The sequence below is a fragment of the Bacillus paranthracis genome (genome assembly GCF_024296885.1).
GTDB classification, from domain to species: Bacteria; Bacillota; Bacilli; order Bacillales; family Bacillaceae_G; genus Bacillus_A; species Bacillus_A paranthracis.
Genome location: NZ_CP101135.1, coordinates 1,051,266 through 1,068,992 on the forward strand (window position 1 = coordinate 1,051,266; position 17,727 = coordinate 1,068,992).

The 17,727-nt window shown below is 35.8% G+C and carries 18 protein-coding genes and 2 pseudogenes; 18 read left to right on the top strand and 2 right to left on the bottom strand.

Features of this window, described 5'->3' with window-relative positions:
- Window positions 1-6: 6 nt before the first annotated feature.
- Window positions 7-147, bottom strand: a complete 141-nt coding sequence (locus tag NLJ82_RS05320) for a YflJ family protein (RefSeq protein ID WP_000273537.1) — start codon at window positions 145-147, stop codon at window positions 7-9.
- A 153-nt stretch (window positions 148-300) separates the two neighbouring features.
- On the opposite strand from NLJ82_RS05320, the gene NLJ82_RS05325 reads away from it, so the two are divergent.
- Entirely contained in the window at window positions 301-663 is a 363-nt protein-coding gene (locus tag NLJ82_RS05325) for a hypothetical protein (protein ID WP_000582778.1), read from the top strand.
- A 26-nt stretch (window positions 664-689) separates the two neighbouring features.
- Here NLJ82_RS05325 and NLJ82_RS05330 read toward each other — a convergent pair whose 3' ends face one another.
- The gene (locus tag NLJ82_RS05330) at window positions 690-875 is read right to left on the bottom strand and encodes a YhzD family protein (protein WP_000539555.1); all 186 of its coding nucleotides are present in this window, start codon (window positions 873-875) and stop codon (window positions 690-692) included.
- A 167-nt stretch (window positions 876-1,042) separates the two neighbouring features.
- Here NLJ82_RS05330 and NLJ82_RS05335 point away from each other — a divergent pair, with 167 nt between their 5' ends.
- From NLJ82_RS05335 to glpF, 17 genes and pseudogenes are all read left to right on the top strand, one after another.
- Entirely contained in the window at window positions 1,043-2,284 is a 1,242-nt protein-coding gene (locus NLJ82_RS05335; protein ID WP_000815726.1) for a metallophosphoesterase family protein, read from the top strand.
- Window positions 2,281-5,205: an ATP-binding protein gene (locus NLJ82_RS05340; RefSeq protein WP_001217600.1), complete on the top strand. Its 2,925-nt coding sequence runs from the start codon at window positions 2,281-2,283 to the stop codon at window positions 5,203-5,205. Before NLJ82_RS05335 ends, NLJ82_RS05340 begins: the two co-directional genes overlap by 4 nt.
- 41 nt (window positions 5,206-5,246) lie before the next feature.
- Window positions 5,247-6,191 (top strand): 3'-5' exoribonuclease YhaM, encoded by a 945-nt coding sequence (gene yhaM / locus NLJ82_RS05345; RefSeq protein ID WP_000726642.1) that lies wholly within the window; start codon window positions 5,247-5,249, stop codon window positions 6,189-6,191.
- Window positions 6,192-6,367: 176 nt separating this feature from the next.
- Window positions 6,368-6,943, top strand: coding sequence for a TetR/AcrR family transcriptional regulator (locus tag NLJ82_RS05350; protein WP_000532764.1), 576 nt, complete (start codon window positions 6,368-6,370; stop codon window positions 6,941-6,943).
- A 48-nt stretch (window positions 6,944-6,991) separates the two neighbouring features.
- Complete coding sequence (locus tag NLJ82_RS05355; protein ID WP_000609256.1) at window positions 6,992-8,212, top strand: MFS transporter; 1,221 nt, start codon at window positions 6,992-6,994, stop codon at window positions 8,210-8,212.
- Between the two features lie 417 nt (window positions 8,213-8,629).
- Entirely contained in the window at window positions 8,630-9,574 is a 945-nt protein-coding gene (locus NLJ82_RS05360; protein ID WP_000272996.1) for a ring-cleaving dioxygenase, read from the top strand.
- A gap of 44 nt (window positions 9,575-9,618) precedes the next feature.
- Complete coding sequence (locus NLJ82_RS05365; protein ID WP_001072550.1) at window positions 9,619-10,596, top strand: ring-cleaving dioxygenase; 978 nt, start codon at window positions 9,619-9,621, stop codon at window positions 10,594-10,596.
- A 121-nt stretch (window positions 10,597-10,717) separates the two neighbouring features.
- Window positions 10,718-11,245, top strand: a complete 528-nt coding sequence (locus tag NLJ82_RS05370) for a DUF2199 domain-containing protein (protein ID WP_000161563.1) — start codon at window positions 10,718-10,720, stop codon at window positions 11,243-11,245.
- A gap of 214 nt (window positions 11,246-11,459) precedes the next feature.
- Window positions 11,460-12,332 (top strand): alpha/beta fold hydrolase, encoded by an 873-nt coding sequence (locus NLJ82_RS05375; RefSeq protein WP_123805808.1) that lies wholly within the window; start codon window positions 11,460-11,462, stop codon window positions 12,330-12,332.
- 80 nt (window positions 12,333-12,412) lie between these two features.
- On the top strand, window positions 12,413-12,613 hold the full coding sequence (locus NLJ82_RS05380; RefSeq protein WP_000449227.1) for a sporulation YhaL family protein: 201 nt from the start codon (window positions 12,413-12,415) through the stop codon (window positions 12,611-12,613).
- A gap of 173 nt (window positions 12,614-12,786) precedes the next feature.
- Window positions 12,787-13,638, top strand: a complete 852-nt coding sequence (locus tag NLJ82_RS05385) for a DUF2935 domain-containing protein (protein ID WP_000554476.1) — start codon at window positions 12,787-12,789, stop codon at window positions 13,636-13,638.
- Between the two features lie 612 nt (window positions 13,639-14,250).
- The gene (locus tag NLJ82_RS05390; RefSeq protein WP_000748573.1) at window positions 14,251-14,964 is read left to right on the top strand and encodes a hypothetical protein; all 714 of its coding nucleotides are present in this window, start codon (window positions 14,251-14,253) and stop codon (window positions 14,962-14,964) included.
- Between the two features lies 1 nt (window position 14,965).
- Entirely contained in the window at window positions 14,966-15,196 is a 231-nt protein-coding gene (locus tag NLJ82_RS05395; protein WP_001093032.1) for a hypothetical protein, read from the top strand.
- A 74-nt stretch (window positions 15,197-15,270) separates the two neighbouring features.
- A pseudogene (locus NLJ82_RS28875) lies at window positions 15,271-15,357 on the top strand (sporulation YhaL family protein); the annotation flags it as partial.
- A 466-nt stretch (window positions 15,358-15,823) separates the two neighbouring features.
- A pseudogene (locus NLJ82_RS05400) lies at window positions 15,824-16,048 on the top strand (hypothetical protein); the annotation flags it as partial.
- 65 nt (window positions 16,049-16,113) lie between these two features.
- Window positions 16,114-16,674 carry a glycerol uptake operon antiterminator GlpP gene (glpP, locus tag NLJ82_RS05405; protein WP_000394287.1) on the top strand — a complete coding sequence of 187 codons (561 nt, stop codon included), beginning with the start codon at window positions 16,114-16,116 and terminating at the stop codon, window positions 16,672-16,674.
- Between the two features lie 228 nt (window positions 16,675-16,902).
- The gene (gene glpF, locus NLJ82_RS05410) at window positions 16,903-17,724 is read left to right on the top strand and encodes a glycerol uptake facilitator protein GlpF (protein WP_001272193.1); all 822 of its coding nucleotides are present in this window, start codon (window positions 16,903-16,905) and stop codon (window positions 17,722-17,724) included.
- Window positions 17,725-17,727: the final 3 nt, after the last annotated feature.

Sequence of the window (17,727 nt, forward strand, 5' to 3'; positions counted from 1 at the left end):
TTTTTATTAAGCCGAAGCTCTCTTCATTCTCTCAAGTAAACTAGATAACACATGCGTACGATACGATTCTAGTTTTTTACCTTCATAAGTACGGATACCTAATTTTTTAAGTTCTTTTACATACCAACCTTTGCTTCCGAAATACATGTGATCGCTCCCCTTCAACTTTGTTTTATTTGTTCTGATTGTATATGGAGGTACAGGTAATATAATGAAGGAAATGAATTTCGCGCGAAAATGGTTAACTTTGTTGCAAAAGACATATATACTAAAGATAGTATACAACGAGGTGGACAAGACGTGATTATAGAGAAGCACGAAATTCAAATTGACCAAATTACGAGTGGTAAGGTGAATATCTTTACTTTCTATCGAAATAGAAAGCAAATTGATGATCATTTTTTACGATTGCAAGAACCATCGCTTACAGCAAACTACTTCTTCCATTTTCATTTTGATGCAGAGAGCTTGCATCTACTGCAGGAAGAGTTTCAGGGCGTATATCCGTACGACGGTAGTGAAACGATTCACGACTGGACGGAAAAGATGAAAGCAGAATTGCAACATCAGATCCAAACAGGAAAATGGAATAAGCGCGTACGTATCGGTAATCGCATTCTAGATGTGGTGTTTACGTGGTGTGACGAAGATATAGTAGAATGAAAAAGAAGCGGATGACGCTTCTTTTTTTAGCGCTGGAATAAAACGAGCTTACCTGCAGAAGATGTGCAGCGATGTGTTTTTTCATACAATCCTTTTTCTCGTAAAATAGATTCACCTTTTGTTTTCGCTTCTTTTTCAGTTGCCGCCTCGAATGATTCGTCTAATGCTTTTGAACCATCTTTTTCAAAGACTGTTAGAACGTATACTCCCATGAAAATTCCCTCCAATAATAAAAATCAGAATCTTATAACTATTTTGGCATAAATCACTAGAATATGCAAAGAAATATATGACATTGCGTGTTAAAATAGAGTGAAAGTTTTATGGACACTAGATTTACTATTTGTAGTAAAGTACGGAAAAGAAAGGATCGTTATATGTGAAACAAGTGAAGTTTATACATGCGGCTGATTTGCATTTGGATAGTCCGTTTAAAGGAATGGAGATGAATGTACCGCAGTCTGTTTGGAAGAGAATGAAGCAAAGTACGTTTGAATCGTTCGAACGTATTGTTGATAAAGCGATTCAAGAGCGCGTTGATTTCGTATTGCTAGCCGGGGATTTGTATGATGCGGAGACGAGAAGTTTGAGGGCGCAAGTGTTTGTGCGCGAGCAAATGAAGAGACTATCGCAGTACGATATCCCTGTTTTTATTATTCACGGTAACCACGATCATTTAGGGGGAAGCTGGGCAGCAATTGAATTTCCAGAAAATGTTCACGTGTTTACGGAGCCTTACGTAGAAGAGAAATCATTTTATAAAAATGGTGAGTTGTTAGCTTCTATTTACGGGTTTAGTTATTTGCAGCAAGCGGTAACGGATAATATGACAGCGCAGTATACGAAAATGAGTGATGCGCCTTTTCATATTGGCATGCTTCACGGAAGTGTGGAAGGGGATGCAGAGCATAATCGCTATGCACCGTTTCAAATTCGTGAGCTAAAAGAAAAGCAGTTTGATTATTGGGCTCTCGGCCATATACATAAACGTGAAATTTTATCAGAAGAGCCGTGCATTATTTATCCAGGGAACATACAAGGGCGCCATCGTAAGGAAACGGGCGAAAAGGGCGCGTACTTGATTGAACTCACGAAACAAGGAACGCAATGTTCATTTTTCCATACGGCGGATGTTGTGTGGGATGAGATAGAAGTGAGTATCGATGGACTTGAAACTGTTGATGAACTTATGACGAGCGTATCGAGTGCGATGAATGAGTGCCGAAGAGAAGAGGAAGGAACGCTATTAACGGTCTTATTTACAGGACAGGGGCCACTTTCTCCTTATTTACGCGATGAAAAACGTGTGGAAGAGATTTTTCATATTTTAGCAGCGGGCGAAGAGCGAAAAGATTTCGTATATGCGATGAAGTGGAAAAATGAGACGGTTTCTTTTGCGGAAATCGAACGTTTGAAAGAAGAAAATCATTTCGTCGGTAGCGTGCTAAAAGAGTTAGAAGCTTTCACCAATATGGACGGCGTGCTGCGCAGTATTTGGACATCTCCTGTAGCGCGTAATAGTATTGAATCTTTTACAGAAGAAGAGAAGAAAGAGATTCAAAAAGAAGCGGAAAATATTATTTTAGAGCAATTATTCCAGCAAGAGAGGGATAAGAAATGAGAATTGAAAAACTCCATATTTATGGGTACGGAAAATTAGAAAATGTGGAAATGGATCTTTCATTGCTGACCGTTTTATATGGTGAAAATGAAGCGGGGAAATCGACAATTCGTTCATTTATGAAAAGTATTTTATTCGGTTTTCCAACGAGAGGACAGCGCCGTTATGAACCGAAAGAAGGCGGCAAGTATGGCGGAGCAATCACTGTGCAAACAGAGAAGTACGGCCGTTTGAAAATTGAACGATTGCCAAAGACGGCTGTTGGTGAGGTAACTGTTTATTTTGAAGACGGGAAAACGGGCGGCGAAGAAATTTTACACGATATATTAAGCGGGATGAATGAAAGTTTATTTGAATCGGTCTTTTCTTTTGATATGCACGGTCTTCAAAACATTCATCAGCTTGGCGAAGCGGATATCGGCAATTATTTATTTTCGGCAAGTGCAGTCGGAAGTGATGCATTATTGCAGCTAGATAAAAAGCTAGAAAAAGAAATGGACCAGCGCTTTAAGCCGAGCGGGCGTAAACCAGAAATTAACGTGTCACTGCAAGAGATGAAGAAACTGGAAGAGAAGATGAAAGAGTGGCAAGGGAAAATTGGCACGTATGAAAAGCAAGTGGAGCAATTAAAAGAAAGTGAAGAGAAACTTGCTTCTGTTCGAGTGGAAAAAGAGAATGCAGAAAAACGAAAGCAAGATTATGAAATATTAGCAGCGCTTGAGCCTCTCGTTATTGAAAAGCGTGCGTATGAGAAAGTGTTAGAAAACGAGAAGGGGCAGTTTCCTGTAAACGGAATGGCGCGTTATGAAGCGATTAAGGCGAAGATGGAGCCGCTCCAATTACAAGTTGATTCGCTCCATAAAAAAATAGAGACAGTGCAATCGGAAATGGAATCGATTCAAATAGATGAAGAGTTTTTACAAAAAGAAAGTTATGTAGAAGAACTTCGCATGCAGCATATGTCGTATGAAAATGCACGCCAAGAAATGCGTGATATAACAGGAACGATTACGAATATAAAAGAAGAGCTTGCAGAACTCGAGCAACAAATCGGTGCTACTTTTGAAAAAGAAACAGTCCTTTCGTTTGATATGAGTTTGGCAACGAAAGAGTTAATTACGCAGGCAGTACAAAAGGCGCGCGAATTAGAAACGCAAAAAGCACAGCTTGATGATCGTTTTAAAGTAGCGCAAGAGCAATTAGAAGAACAAGAAGAAAACATAAGACAGATTCAGAAGCAAATGTTAGCGGATGAAGAACGAAATGCGTTAGTTGAGAAAGAAAAATCGTTCCAAGATGCGGCGTTTATCGGTATGGGTGCTGAGAGAATGAAGCGTAAGTATGAGGAAAAAGCAGGAGCGGCGATGCAAAAGAAAAAACAGTGGCAAAGAGTTTGTCTTCTGTTACTTCTTATTAACACATGCGTGTTATTCACAAGCTTATTTATAGATAACCGAGCACTCTTATTTATTAGTGTCATTATTTTTGTAGGGATTGTTCTTGCCCTCGTTTTATATAAAGATCCGTCAAGTGGATTACAAGAAGAACTTCTTACTCTTCAGCAAAGTGCTGGCGGGAGACAAAGTGAAGAAGCGATGTCTGTTCGTTATGAGTTAGAAAAAGACGAAGAGATTCGTAAGTTATTTGAGCGTGAGTCTTATAAATTGCAGCAAATGGAGCGAGCGTATGATAAAGTCGTTTCATCGTATGAGGAATGGGAGAGAGAAACGTTCCGCACGAGCGAACAAGTAAATGTGTATAAAAAGCGCTATACGTTCCCTGAATTTTATACGTATGCGCACATATTGCCGGCGTTTGAGCGTATGGAAAAAATGCAGCAATTATATCGTGAATTAGAGAAACAAGGCACGCGAAAATCTTCATTATATGAAATGATTTCCCAATTTGAACATAAACTAGAAACTGTTATCGGTAGTGCGGAGTATAGTAAGCTGCACGAGGCACAAAGCCGTATGCAAAATGAGAAAGAGAAGCGCCAAACTTGTAAGCAGTTAAAAGAAAAACTGACGGAATGGCAAGAAGAATATGAGTTCATGCAAGAACAATTAAAGCAATTACTAGTAGAACGAGACAGTTTATGGCATATTGCAGAAGCTACAAATGAAGAGATGTTTTTAGAAGCAGGTAAACTAGCGGAAAAACGTGAAGATGCGGAGAAGCAAGTAGGACGTTTATTACCGCAAATTGATCTTTTAGAACAACGTTTAACGAGTTTATCATTAGCTGAACATTATGAAGCTGACGGTTATGATGAAAAATTAAAGCAAGAACTGACAGCCGCGCAAAACTGTCTAGCACAAGAAAAAGAACTGACAGAGCGTATTGCACAGCATCGTATGGAAATTGCGAATTTAGAAGAAGGTAGTACGTACGGAGATTTAATGCATGAATGGGAAATGAAAAAAGCGCAAGTGCGTGAACAAGTGAAGAAGTGGGCTGCTTATGCGGCTGCAAAGACAGTGTTAACGAAAACGAAGCAATATTATCATGAAGTACATCTTCCTCGTATTTTACAAAAATCAGAAGAGTATTTCGTCTATTTAACCGGCGGACGATATAGTAAAATCTTTTCACCGTCAGAGGCGGAGCCGTTTATTGTAGAGCGTAACGATGGTATGCGTTTTTATAGTCATGAACTAAGCCAAGCGACAGCTGAGCAGTTGTATTTATCGCTGAGATTTGCGTTAGCAAAAACATTTGAGCATGATTATCCATTTATTATTGATGACAGTTTCGTGCACTTTGATGCGGTAAGGACGAATCGGACGATTGAACTTATAAAGGAAATTGCAAAGGATAGACAAGTCATATTCTTTACATGTCATGCGCATTTACTCGCGTATTTTACAGAAAAACAGATTATAAAATTAACGCATATGCGTAAAGAAAACGAGTTGTAGTGTGCTATACTAAAAGTAACTGATTTGGTGGAGGAATTCGAATGAAAAAGAAAATTGCAGAGTATGAAGTTGGTGAACAAGTCGATGTTTTCTTGTTAATTAAAACAGCGACAAAAGGTATCGCAAGCAATGGAAAGCCATTTTTAACAGTAATCTTACAAGATCCAAGTGGAGATATTGAAGCGAAATTGTGGGACGTATCACCAGAAGTTGAGAAACAATATGTAGCGGAAACAATCGTGAAAGTAGCTGGTGACATTCTAAACTACAAAGGCCGTATTCAATTACGTGTGAAACAAATCCGAGTTGCGAATGAAAATGAAGTAACAGACATCTCGGACTTCGTAGAAAAAGCGCCAGTGAAAAAAGAAGATATGGTTGAAAAAATTACGCAATACATATTTGAAATGAGAAATCCAAACATTCAACGTTTAACAAGACATTTATTAAATAAGCATCAAAACGAATTTTTAGACTATCCAGCAGCGACTAAGAACCATCACGAGTTCGTATCTGGACTAGCTTATCACGTCGTATCAATGCTTGATTTAGCGAAAGCTATCTCAAATCTATATCCATCATTAGATAAAGACTTACTATATGCAGGCGTTATTTTACATGACCTTGGTAAAGTAATCGAATTATCTGGTCCAATTTCTACTACGTATACGTTAGAAGGAAATTTACTAGGCCACATTTCAATTATGGTGAACGAAATTGGTAAAGCAGCAGACGAGCTGCAAATCGATGCAGAAGAAGTATTAATTCTTCAACACATCGTCCTTTCTCACCACGGAAAAGCAGAATGGGGTAGCCCAAAACCACCATTAGTAAAAGAAGCAGAAATTCTGCATTACATCGATAACTTAGATGCAAAAATGAACATGATGGACCGCGCATTAGGACGCACAAAACCAGGTGAATACACAGAGCGTGTCTTTGCTCTTGATAATCGTTCGTTCTATAAACCGTCGTTCCATAATTAATAGTATGAATAAAGTGGCCTCATTAAGTGTTAATACGCTTAGTGGGGCTGTTTTTGTATTGAACATTAATGTAGAAGTGCATGTGTTATATGGAAGAATTGATCTCAAGATGTTTTTTCTGGACTTATCGTTCCAGAAAAATTATACTGAATTATATAATAGGGGGGTGTTATTAATTGGGTAGAAAAATTAGCTTTAACAAAGAACATGCACTAAATAAAGCTATGCATTTATTCTGGGAGAAAGGTTATGACGCTACATATATATCAGATCTTATTGAAACGATGGGTATAAGTCGCTCTACTCTTTACGATAGCTTTGGAGATAAGGATGCACTATTTAAACTCGTTTTAGAACAGTATAAAAACTATGGTTCTCAAAAGAGAAATTTACTTTTTAGTGATACAAATACGAAAGAATCACTGAAATCCTTTTTTTATCAACATATTGAAAAATGTTATTCAGATGACATTCCAAAAGGTTGTATTATAACTAATTCTTCATTGCTGATTGGGCAAATTGATCCTTCCATAGAAGAAATACTCATAAATGATTTTAATGAACTTGAAAAAGCATTTAAGCAAGTTATCGAAGAAGGAAAAAAGAAAGGAGAAATTTCACAAGAGGATGACACTGAATTAGTTGCATATTCTTTATTAAGTTTAAATCATAGTCTTAATTTAATGTCTATGTATAAAAAAGAGAAAAAGCTAGCATATAATTTAGTTGATAAGGCTATTGCAGAGCTATAGTCTTTCTTTTTTAATTGTTTTGGAACGAACGTTCCGAAAGTGGAAGGAATGATAAATTTGACTAAAAAGACAAATTTTCTAATATTCATTTTAGCAATTAGTTGTGGCTCACTTGTTGCGAATATTTATTATGCACAGCCAATTGTACAATTCATTGCAAAAGACTTGAATATCGCTTCGGATTTATCTGGATTGCTCACTACTTTGACGCAAATTGGATATGGATTGGGCTTGTTTTTTATCGTACCAATGGCAGATTTATTTAAAAGTAAGAAAATAATAGGTATTCTTATCGGACTCACTATTATTTCATTGATTGGTACGCTAATTTCGACAAATGGAATTGTTTTTTTAATACTAACAACTGTAATTGGTATTGGAGCCTGTGCAGCTCAAATGTTAGTTCCGCTAACAATGAGGATTGTACCTATTGAAGAGACGGGTAAATATGTGGGTAAAGTAATGAGTGGTTTATTAATTGGGATTATGATTGCTCGCCCATTATCTATCGGAATAACTGAATGGTTCGGCTGGAGAATGGTATTTCTTTTTTCACTAATCATTCTAGTTGCTGTATTACTGTTACTTATAAAATTTTTGCCCAACTATGAAGTAGTATCAAATAGTAACATGTCATATTCAAATTTAATAGCTTCTATGGTAAAACTGCTACTACATACTTCTCCGTTACAACAAAGAGCTTTTTATCACGCATGTTTATTTGCAACATTTAGTCTTTATTGGACAGTTATTCCAATCTTATTACGGTCAGAACCATTACATTTCTCAAATAATGAAATTGCATTGTTTGGATTTGCTGCAATAGCTGGAGCTTTATTAACTCCTACTATTGGTAAAATCGCAGATAAAGGCTATATTTTTACAATGACTAATGTATCAATGGCGCTCGTACTATTATCTATCGTACTATTATTTTTTGTTCAAGATCATTCACTTTTTAGTGTGATTGTAATACTTATTTCAGGTATTAGCATCGATATTGGTGTAGCAGGAAATTTATTATTAGGTCAAAAAGTTATCTTTAGTTTGAATCCTGAGATAAGAAACAGACTGAATGGATTATATATGACCATTTTCTTTTTGGGAGGAGCCTTTGGTTCATGGATTGGAAGTTATACGTACTATAAATTTAATAGCGAAGTACCGTTACTCATTGGAGCGGCTTTACCTTTAATCGCCTTATTTGTGCATTTAATAAAAAATAATGCGATACATTTATCAAAAACGAAAAATAAATATATGTCTTAACGTTATACAGTTTAGACAATGAAAGTACTTGAATGAAATAGTAGAACAAAACCATCGTTCTATAATTAAGCTTGTAAATAGAACGGCCTCATTAAGTGTTAATACGCTTAGTGAGGCTTTTTTTTATAGGAAGTAAATCATAAGATACAAAAAATATCTCGAATTTGAGATAAATCACTTGCTTTTTAATCACTTGAGGTGTAAAGTGATAGTAACGAAAGCGATTGAGTCATATGAAAAACATACACTCAGTTGCTTTCGAGTTAAAAACGAAAGTAACTTATGCAGTAAAAACTAAGATGAATTTACAAAAATATAATGAAGAATAAATTGAAACGTTAAAAACCATATTAGTTGTGGGAAATGTTATTTTTTTAGTCATCACTTGACTAGTAAAACGAAACGGAGGAATAAACAATGTATGAAATTAAAGGGCATCATCACATTTCAATGGTTACGAAAAATGCAAATAAAAATAATCACTTTTATAAAAATGTACTTGGCTTACGTCGCGTGAAAATGACAGTAAACCAAGATGATCCGTCAATGTATCATTTATTTTATGGAGATAAAACAGGAAGTCCAGGTACGGAATTAACGTTTTTTGAAATTCCTTTAGTAGGAAAAACATATCGCGGTACGAATGCCATTACTCGAATTGGATTACTTGTTCCTTCAGAGGATAGCTTGCATTACTGGAAAGAACGATTTGAGACATTTGATGTGAAACATAGTGAAATAACAACATATGCAAATCGTCCTGCTTTACAATTTGAGGACGCTGAAGGTCTTCGCTTAGTATTACTCGTTTCAAACGGAGAAAAAGTAGAGCACTGGGAAACTTGGGAGAAATCAGAAGTTCCTGCAGAGCATCAAATTCAAGGAATGGGTTCTGTGGAAATGACAGTTCGTAGACTTGATAAAATGGCGAGCACACTTACAGAGATGTTTGGTTATACAGAGGTTAGCCGTAGCGAAGAGGAAGCAATTTTCCAGTCCATTAAAGGAGAGGCTTTTGGAGAAATCGTTGTGAAATATTTAGATGGTCCTACTGAAAAACCGGGCCGCGGTAGCATCCACCATTTAGCAATTCGTGTGAAAAATGATGCAGAGCTTGCTTATTGGGAAGAACAGGTGATACAAAGAGGCTTCCAGTCTTCAGGAATCATCGACCGTTTCTATTTTAAAAGCTTATATTTCCGCGAATCAAACGGAATCTTATTTGAAATTGCAACAGATGGACCAGGATTTACAGTTGATGGAGATGTGGAACATTTAGGAGAAAAACTTGATTTACCACCGTTCCTAGAAGATCAGCGTGCAGAGATTGAAGCGAATTTAGTACCTATAGAAGAGAAGTAATAGAAGAGAAAATATAAATTTTAAAACCATTGGAGGAATATAAAATGAACCAATTAAAAGGAATTCACCACGTTACAGCGATTACAAGTAGTGCAGAAAAGAACTATGAGTTTTTCACTCACGTTTTAGGAATGCGTTTAGTTAAAAAAACAGTAAACCAAGATGACATTCAAACGTATCATTTATTCTTTGCAGATGATAAAGGTAGTGCAGGAACAGATATGACATTCTTTGACTTCCCAGGTATTCCAAAAGGAGTACACGGTACGAATGAAATTTCAAAAACTTCATTCCGTGTTCCAACTGATGCGGCATTAGAGTATTGGGTAAAACGTTTTGACCGTCTTGAGGTCGAACATACAGGAATTAAAGAGCAATTTGGTAAGAAAACTCTTTCTTTCGTTGATTTCGATGATCAACACTATCAATTAATTTCAGATGAACTTGATAAAGGGATCGAATCAGGTACACCGTGGCAAAACGGACCAGTTCCATTAGAATATGCAATTACTGGTTTAGGACCTGTATTCATCCGTATTGCAAACTTTAGTTTCTTCAAAGAAGTGTTAGAAAAAGTTTTATTATTTAAAGAGGTTGCGCAAGAAGGAGAATTCTATTTATTTGAAGTAAACGAAGGCGGAAACGGTGCATCTGTCATTGTAGAACATAATACGGTTCTTCCAGAAGCACGACAAGGTTTTGGTACAGTGCACCATGCTGCATTCCGCGTAGAAGATCGCGCTGTATTAGAAGAATGGATTGAGAGAATCAGTAGCGTAGGGCTTCCTTCATCTGGCTACGTAGATCGTCACTTCTTCGAGTCATTATACGCAAGAGTTGCACCACAAATCTTATTTGAATTTGCAACAGACGGACCAGGATTTATGGGAGATGAGCCATACGAAACACTTGGCGAAAAATTATCTTTACCTCCATTCCTAGAGCCAAAACGTGAAGAAATCGAAAAATTAGTTCGTCCAATTGATACAGTGAGAAGTACGAAGGAATTTATTAAAGAGTAAAAGTAGAGGTAATAAGTAGGAGAGCAAGTAGTTTTAGCTGATAGCTGGAACTGCTTGCTTTTTTTGTTTTCGCTTTATAAGTATTTTGCTAAAATGAATGTAAAACTGATGGAGGAATAGAATGACGAAAATTAATGGGTATACTTGTAGATGCTGCGGTACATATCATGAAGAAATTCCAACGAGCTATGGATCAGCAGCTCCTTTTTATTATTATGATGCTGAACCTGAAGAGCGAGAAGATAGATTTGAAATGAACGATGATTTATGCGTGATGGATGGAGAACACTTCTTTATGCGAGGGAGTATTGAAATTCCTATCATTGGCACAGATGAACATTTCATATGGGGTGTATGGGTTTCATTAAGTCAAGCAAATTTTGATAAGGTGAATGAATGCTGGGATAAACAAGAACTGTTAGAGCCAATGTTTGGGTGGCTTTCTACAGATTTACCATATGAGCTGGAAACAGTCAATTTAAAAACGATGGTTCACCCAAGAGCCGATGGCATTCGTCCTTATATTGAACTAGAGCCGACAGACCATCCTCTAGCAGTGGAGTTTAGAGAAGGAATAACGATGGAACGGGTACAAGAAATAGCGGAACAACTGTGTGTAAATAACGAGGATGATGAGGAAGAGTGCTGATATTTGTTCAGTGCTCTTTTTATTATATGGAATAAAATAATTGACTTACTTTTCGTTTGTAACTATAATGGTTACAAAGAAACTGTCAGTAATAGAAATGAGTAATATTTTTTTAATATATTTGTAACCATTATAGTTACAATTAAAAATAATTATAAAACAACCAAATAATGTAAAAACTTTAAATAGCAACAAGAGAAAGGAGACGGGAATGTTGAAACGGTTTAAGTTTTATATGATTAGCGGTATTGTGCTCGTTTTACTTATCGTATGTAACTTCGTTGATAAGCCAATCGCGAAGGTTGGAGAAGTGAAAGATACTGTTATGATGAAGCTGAATACGAAAGAGAGTATGGCGCAAATTGATGGGCAGACGATTTATTTTAAGAAAATTGGTGAGGGGAAACCACCTTTACTTATGCTGCACGGGTTTGGTGGTTCTTCAGATGGATTTAGTGATATTTATCCGGAACTTGCGCGGGACCACACGATTATTGCAGTGGATATTTTAGGGTTTGGGCGTTCTTCTAAGCCAATTGATTTTGAGTATTCGTTTCCTGCACAAGTGAATTTATATTATAAGTTAATGAAAAAGCTCGGATACGATCAGTTTGCGGTGCTCGGTCATTCAATGGGCGGAGAGATGTCACTGAATTTAGCGTATTTATATCCGGATGCAGTGACGCATCTCATTTTGGCGGATGCTACAGGGATAGAGTCTTTCCAGCAAAAAGAAAGTTATGAAGTGCCGCCGTTATCGACAGACTTACAAACTGTAACTGAGATTACGGATTACAATAAAAATGAAGTGAAAAATAGTCGTGACGATAAAGAGCACTATGATCAGCTGACGAAAATGAGAGAGCGCCGCATTGCGATGGAAGCCGATAAAATTAAGGTGCCGACTTTAATTATATGGGGACGACACGATAAGAGTGTTTCTTGGAAAAATGGTGAACTGTATCATGGACTATTTGCAAATAGTACGTTTCATATTATTGAAAAGGGATACCATGCACCGTTTCGCCAGGAACCAATCGAGTTTATGGAATATGTACAAGCGTTCTTCGCGAAGAATCCACAATGATAAAATTTTAAGCATAAATCTACTTCTTTCCTCATACAGTGAAACTAATAAGGCTTGTCTAAGGAAAGGAATGAAGTAGAGTGGAAACTTTACCATGGTGGGTGTATCTTGTAATCGTTGGGATCGTATTAAGTGGCTACATGGTTTTATATACTTCAAAAAAAGAGCAAGAGATGGATAATGAGTTTATTGAAAAAGAAGGCGAAGTGTACATGAAGCGCTTAGCAGAAGAGCGCGAGAAACGTAATCAGGATAGTGATAAAGATTCTGTATTGCTTTAATAGAAATGTTGAAAGGCTATTATCTAGTAGAAGTTTACATCTAGGTGGTAGCCTTTTTCTTTGTTGGGAAGCATGTATACGAAATTCATTATGAACTTTTATTGAGGGCATTTATATATATGTTTCTTCATAAGAATGGAACTAGCGGGGTATTTTACTGGGGGGGATTAACAATGCATAGGGATGAAACTCCATTACATCCGGATACAGGTGTTACATCTGTAATGTTTGTTGAGCGTTCATTAAATGAAATTCGTTTTTGGTCTAGAATCATGAAGGAGCATTCTCTTTTTCTTCGCTTAGGGTTTAGATGCGAAGATACGCAACTAATTGAAGAAGCGAATCAATTTTATCGATTGTTTGAACATATTGAACAAATAGCGCATTCCTACACAAATGAAACAGATCCTGAGCAAATCAAAAGATTTAATGCAGAAGTACAACAAGCCGCAACTAATATTTGGGGGTTTAAACGAAAGATTTTAGGGTTGATTCTCACATGTAAATTGCCAGGACAAAATAACTTTCCACTGTTAGTTGACCATACGAGTAGGGAAGCTGATTATTTTAGAAAACGTTTAATGGAATTAAATGAAGGGAAATTAGATGCTCTTCCTGATGCTATTATTAAAGAAAATGTTTTCTTTTTGAGGATTATGGCAGACCATGCTAAATTTATTGGTCATCTTCTTGATCCATCGGAAAGAAAGCTTGTAGATACAGCACGAAATTTTAGCAATGATTTTGATGCATTAATGTATCAAGCAATTGACTTAGAATCTATGAAACCACAATCCCAAACAGTCCCTCTTTTAGATCAATTTTTAGATCAAAATCGTGTGTCGGTTGCATCTCTTCGGGACTTTAAGAAAACAGCACGTGATTTAATTGAGCAGTGTAAAATAAAGAGTATCATCCACCCATTATTGGCAGACCATGTCTTCCGTGAAGCTGATAGATTTCTTGAAATCATTGATATGTATGATGTTCATCTTACAAATATTCAATCACAACCTAGATATTAGAAGATAAGAAAAGATATTATTTTCCCTTAAGTTGAGAAGTTAACAATTTATTGTTAGCTTCTTTTTCGCGTAGAAAAGTTTCTTTAAAAACTACATAAATCCCTTTGACCAAATATGTAATTCTTTGTAAAATGATATATATGGAAAGATTATGAATATACAGGAAATCTATTCGTAGTAGATTCTAATAAATTATTCGGGGAAAATTTATTAATTAAGTATATTAACTTTTTTACACTAAATTTTACAACTAAAGGGGTAGTAGTAATCATGAAAGCAAAAAAATTAGTAAGTTTAGCATTACCAGTTATGTTATTGAGCGGTTGTATTACAATTGAAACGGATGGTAAGAAAGCCGAACCAAATAGATGCTGTTAGCTATCACAAAAAGCCAATGTGCATATGCGAATGGAAACAAAGACAGGCCATAGTATAGAAAAAATCTATATTATGGCCTGTTTTTATATATACTTTGGTTTTCTTATGCATATGTATTTTTAGATAATCAAATAGATTAACATAAAAATGAAAATGTAATTGATTTTTACTAGAGAGTAATTTATATTCAATTTATGCAATATATAGTTTTAACATTATTGGGAGGGATGTATTATGAAAAAAAGTAAATTTCTTAATTTAACAACGGCCGCCACACTAAGTTTAAGCCTTTTATTCACAGGAGCTGTATCCGCCGCTACTGAAGAAAAATTCAGTCCAAAACAAATGAGTTTAGATAAAGTTACATCTGAAAAAATTGATATGTATCAACTAAATCAAATTCAAGATACATTTACAAAAAAAACTGAAAATCAGGTAACTTTTTATTGGAAAAATACACAAGGTATAGAGGAATCAATTGATTTATCTGTTCGAACAGATGCTAGAGGAAATATAACTTCCGTAAACGAAGTCACTACACATGACAACCTAGTTGATTCTCTAGTTAAAAAGAAAAAACCAGGGAAACCAGGGAAAGGTTCGAGTCCAAAGGTACCATATAAATTAAATGGTGGAACAAATAAATCTAGCTTTATTAACGAACACGCTTATAATAGACATAAATATAATCCAAAAGAAAAATCTACTTCTAGCAAAACTCAGTATGGTCGAGATGTTGACGTGAAAAAGTTAAGGGAGGAAACAATGCATAATTATGAAAATAAGTGGAGTCAAACGGATAACAAGGGTAACAGAACAACAACTTATGCTAAACAATTTGATGGTAATTTAAGCACTTCTGATTCATCAACAAGTCATCATAGGGTTATAATCAATCATTCTGACTCATCAAGAAGTACACAATTCCCATTGTACTTAAAGAACTAACATGAATACAAAAAAATTTCAAACCTATGTGGCGTTGTCAACAAAAGACTGGAGTGCTGAAACATTTGTAAGAACCTTAGAAGAGATTGTATCTTCGGCAAAAGAATATGAAAATGATTATATTGAAGTCCATCAAGTATTAGAAATGGTAGTAACAGAAGTTGAAGTTGAGTATGTAATCATTTTAAATCATACGAGAAACTTAGATGATTTGGGGAAATATCTTAAATAACACATTTCAAATACTGTTTATAAAAAGTATGTAATCAGTATGACAAAGGAAAAACTTTCGGTCGTTTTACGTGAAAAGAAGGCGAAGTTTATAGGAGACGTTGAGAAGAAGAGCGAGAGAAACGGAATCAGGATAGTAATAAAGATTCGGTGTTATTATAATAGTCGAGAGAAGTTATCTGAAAAGGGTGTGAGATACAGTCTGTTTTAGATAGCTTCTTTTATTAATGGAAGTTTGGATATTTGTATCTATAGAGAGAAAAAATTAGTGTAAAGTTGATATGAGAAAGAGTGGGAATTATTTTGAATTAGAATTTGAAAGGAACTGGATAGGGTATTTTTTGCTAAAACAACGAATAATTGAAACTTTATATAGTTGATTCTTGATGATTAAAATAAAATGAATGATATATGTGTTGATATAAAAAAATCATTGGTTTTTTTATAGGTTTTTGAAGATTTTTTGTTGACTATAGTCAACGTTTTTGAAGAATAAATTTAGTTTAAAAGAGGAAATTAGATAGGTTTTTGAAGAATAAATTTAGCTGGAATAGGGGATTAAATAGGTTTTGGAGATTAGATTTAGTTTGAATAAGGAATTAAATAGGGTAAATAATAGATTTTTTTATGGAAGGTGTTTTTTGATAGTTTATTTATGATGGGTGTATTTTTGTTTGTTACAAAAATCGTTGTCTGGATATTAAATAAGTTTACTGGGGCGAGCATTACACTTGTAGCAGATGCACCGTATGTAATGAACTTTTTACCTCTCATATTAATGGTTATAGGTGGTATAGGATCTGATAAGTTGAAGAAAATATATATAGATAGAGGAAATAATTCCCCACACTAGCTGTTCTTTCTACTCAAATTGTGTACTATAAAGGATAGGACGACATAAAGAAGGGGATATAGAGAATGGAATTTCATGAACAAAAGATTTTGCCGGCAGTGAGGCAAATTAAAGATTTGGAAAAGCTATTACATAGTTCGTATGAGTATATCGTTATTTTAGATATTCATGTCGGTCAATTGAAGAGTGTTATATCACTTGCGAAGCAATATTGTAAAAAGGTGTTTTTACATGTGGATTTAATTCATGGCTTGCAGAGTGATGGGCATGCGACGGAGTATTTATGTCAGGAGTTTAGACCGTACGGGTTACTTTCAACAAAGGCGAGCGTCATTATGAAGGCGAAGCAAAAAGGTGTTGTGGCAATTCAGCGTATCTTTTTAATCGATTCGAGTGCAATGGAGAAAAGTTGCAATCTTTTAGAAAAGACGAAGCCGGATTATATAGAGGTGCTCCCAGGAGCGTTAACGGATGTGATCGCTGAAGTGAAAGAGCGTACTGGTGTACCGATTTTAGCGGGTGGTTTCATTCGTACTGTTGATGATGTAGAGAGAGCTTTAAATGCTGGTGCGACAGCAATTACGACATCAAAACGCGAACTATGGAAACATTACCAAAAAAAGTGACGAAAATGTGAAATAATTCTGTTGACACCGCTTTCATTAACGGTTAACATTATAGACAAGTTAATAAACGTGACGGAGAAAAGTAGAGATCCACATTTCATTGTTTCTATATAAATTTATATAGAAGCGTGCAAAGCTGTGGGTCTTTTTCTTTTGACAAAAACGAATGGCCATTCATTTTACCTCTATCACATTTGAAAGCGTTTAAATTGATTGTGGAGGGATACTATGTCAGCATTTTTAGGAGAGTTAATAGGGACTGCGTTGTTAATCGTACTTGGTGGCGGCGTTTGTGCTGGTGTAAGTTTAAAGAAGTCGTTTGCGAAAGATTCTGGTTGGATTGTTATTACAATGGGCTGGGGCTTAGCGGTAGCGGTTGCAGCGTATGCGGTTGGATCAATTAGTGGGGCACATTTGAATCCAGCTTTGACGATAGGATTAGCATTTAAGGGAGCGTTCCCATGGAGTGACGTACCTGGCTATATCGCAGCACAAATGATTGGGGCAATTATCGGGGCAGTTATCGTATATTTACATTACTTACCACACTGGAAAGAAACAGAAGATCCAGGAACAAAGTTAGGTGTATTTGCAACAGGTCCAGCAATTCCGAACACATTTGCAAACCTTTTAAGTGAAATGATTGGGACATTCGTTTTAGTATTTGGTATATTAGCAATTGGTGCAAATAAATTTGCAGATGGATTAAATCCATTTATCGTAGGTTTCTTAATTGTAAGTATTGGTTTATCATTAGGTGGAACGACAGGATACGCAATCAACCCAGCACGTGATTTAGGTCCGCGTATCGCGCACTTCTTCCTTCCGATTGCAGGAAAAGGCGGTTCAAACTGGAAATATGCATGGATTCCAGTAGTAGGTCCAATTTTAGGTGGATCACTTGCAGGATTATTCCATCAAGTTGTATTTGAAGGAAAACAAAATGCAGCACTTATTTATGTGATTATTGCAACTGTGATTGTACTAGCAATCTCTTATATGACAAGCAAAAAAAGTGGAAGCAATACAAATAGTAGAAAAGTAGCATAAGGG

Coding starts and splice junctions, on each gene's coding strand:
- glpP (WP_000394287.1), top strand. CDS start 16,114: ATGGAATTTCATGAACAAAAGATTTTGCCGGCAGTGAGGCAAATTAAA.
- NLJ82_RS05330 (WP_000539555.1), bottom strand. CDS start 875: ATGGGAGTATACGTTCTAACAGTCTTTGAAAAAGATGGTTCAAAAGCA.
- NLJ82_RS05340 (WP_001217600.1), top strand. CDS start 2,281: ATGAGAATTGAAAAACTCCATATTTATGGGTACGGAAAATTAGAAAAT.
- NLJ82_RS05370 (WP_000161563.1), top strand. CDS start 10,718: ATGACGAAAATTAATGGGTATACTTGTAGATGCTGCGGTACATATCAT.
- NLJ82_RS05395 (WP_001093032.1), top strand. CDS start 14,966: ATGAATACAAAAAAATTTCAAACCTATGTGGCGTTGTCAACAAAAGAC.
- NLJ82_RS05390 (WP_000748573.1), top strand. CDS start 14,251: ATGAAAAAAAGTAAATTTCTTAATTTAACAACGGCCGCCACACTAAGT.
- NLJ82_RS05365 (WP_001072550.1), top strand. CDS start 9,619: ATGAACCAATTAAAAGGAATTCACCACGTTACAGCGATTACAAGTAGT.
- glpF (WP_001272193.1), top strand. CDS start 16,903: ATGTCAGCATTTTTAGGAGAGTTAATAGGGACTGCGTTGTTAATCGTA.
- NLJ82_RS05355 (WP_000609256.1), top strand. CDS start 6,992: ATGATAAATTTGACTAAAAAGACAAATTTTCTAATATTCATTTTAGCA.
- NLJ82_RS05320 (WP_000273537.1), bottom strand. CDS start 147: ATGTATTTCGGAAGCAAAGGTTGGTATGTAAAAGAACTTAAAAAATTA.
- yhaM (WP_000726642.1), top strand. CDS start 5,247: ATGAAAAAGAAAATTGCAGAGTATGAAGTTGGTGAACAAGTCGATGTT.
- NLJ82_RS05385 (WP_000554476.1), top strand. CDS start 12,787: ATGCATAGGGATGAAACTCCATTACATCCGGATACAGGTGTTACATCT.
- NLJ82_RS05360 (WP_000272996.1), top strand. CDS start 8,630: ATGTATGAAATTAAAGGGCATCATCACATTTCAATGGTTACGAAAAAT.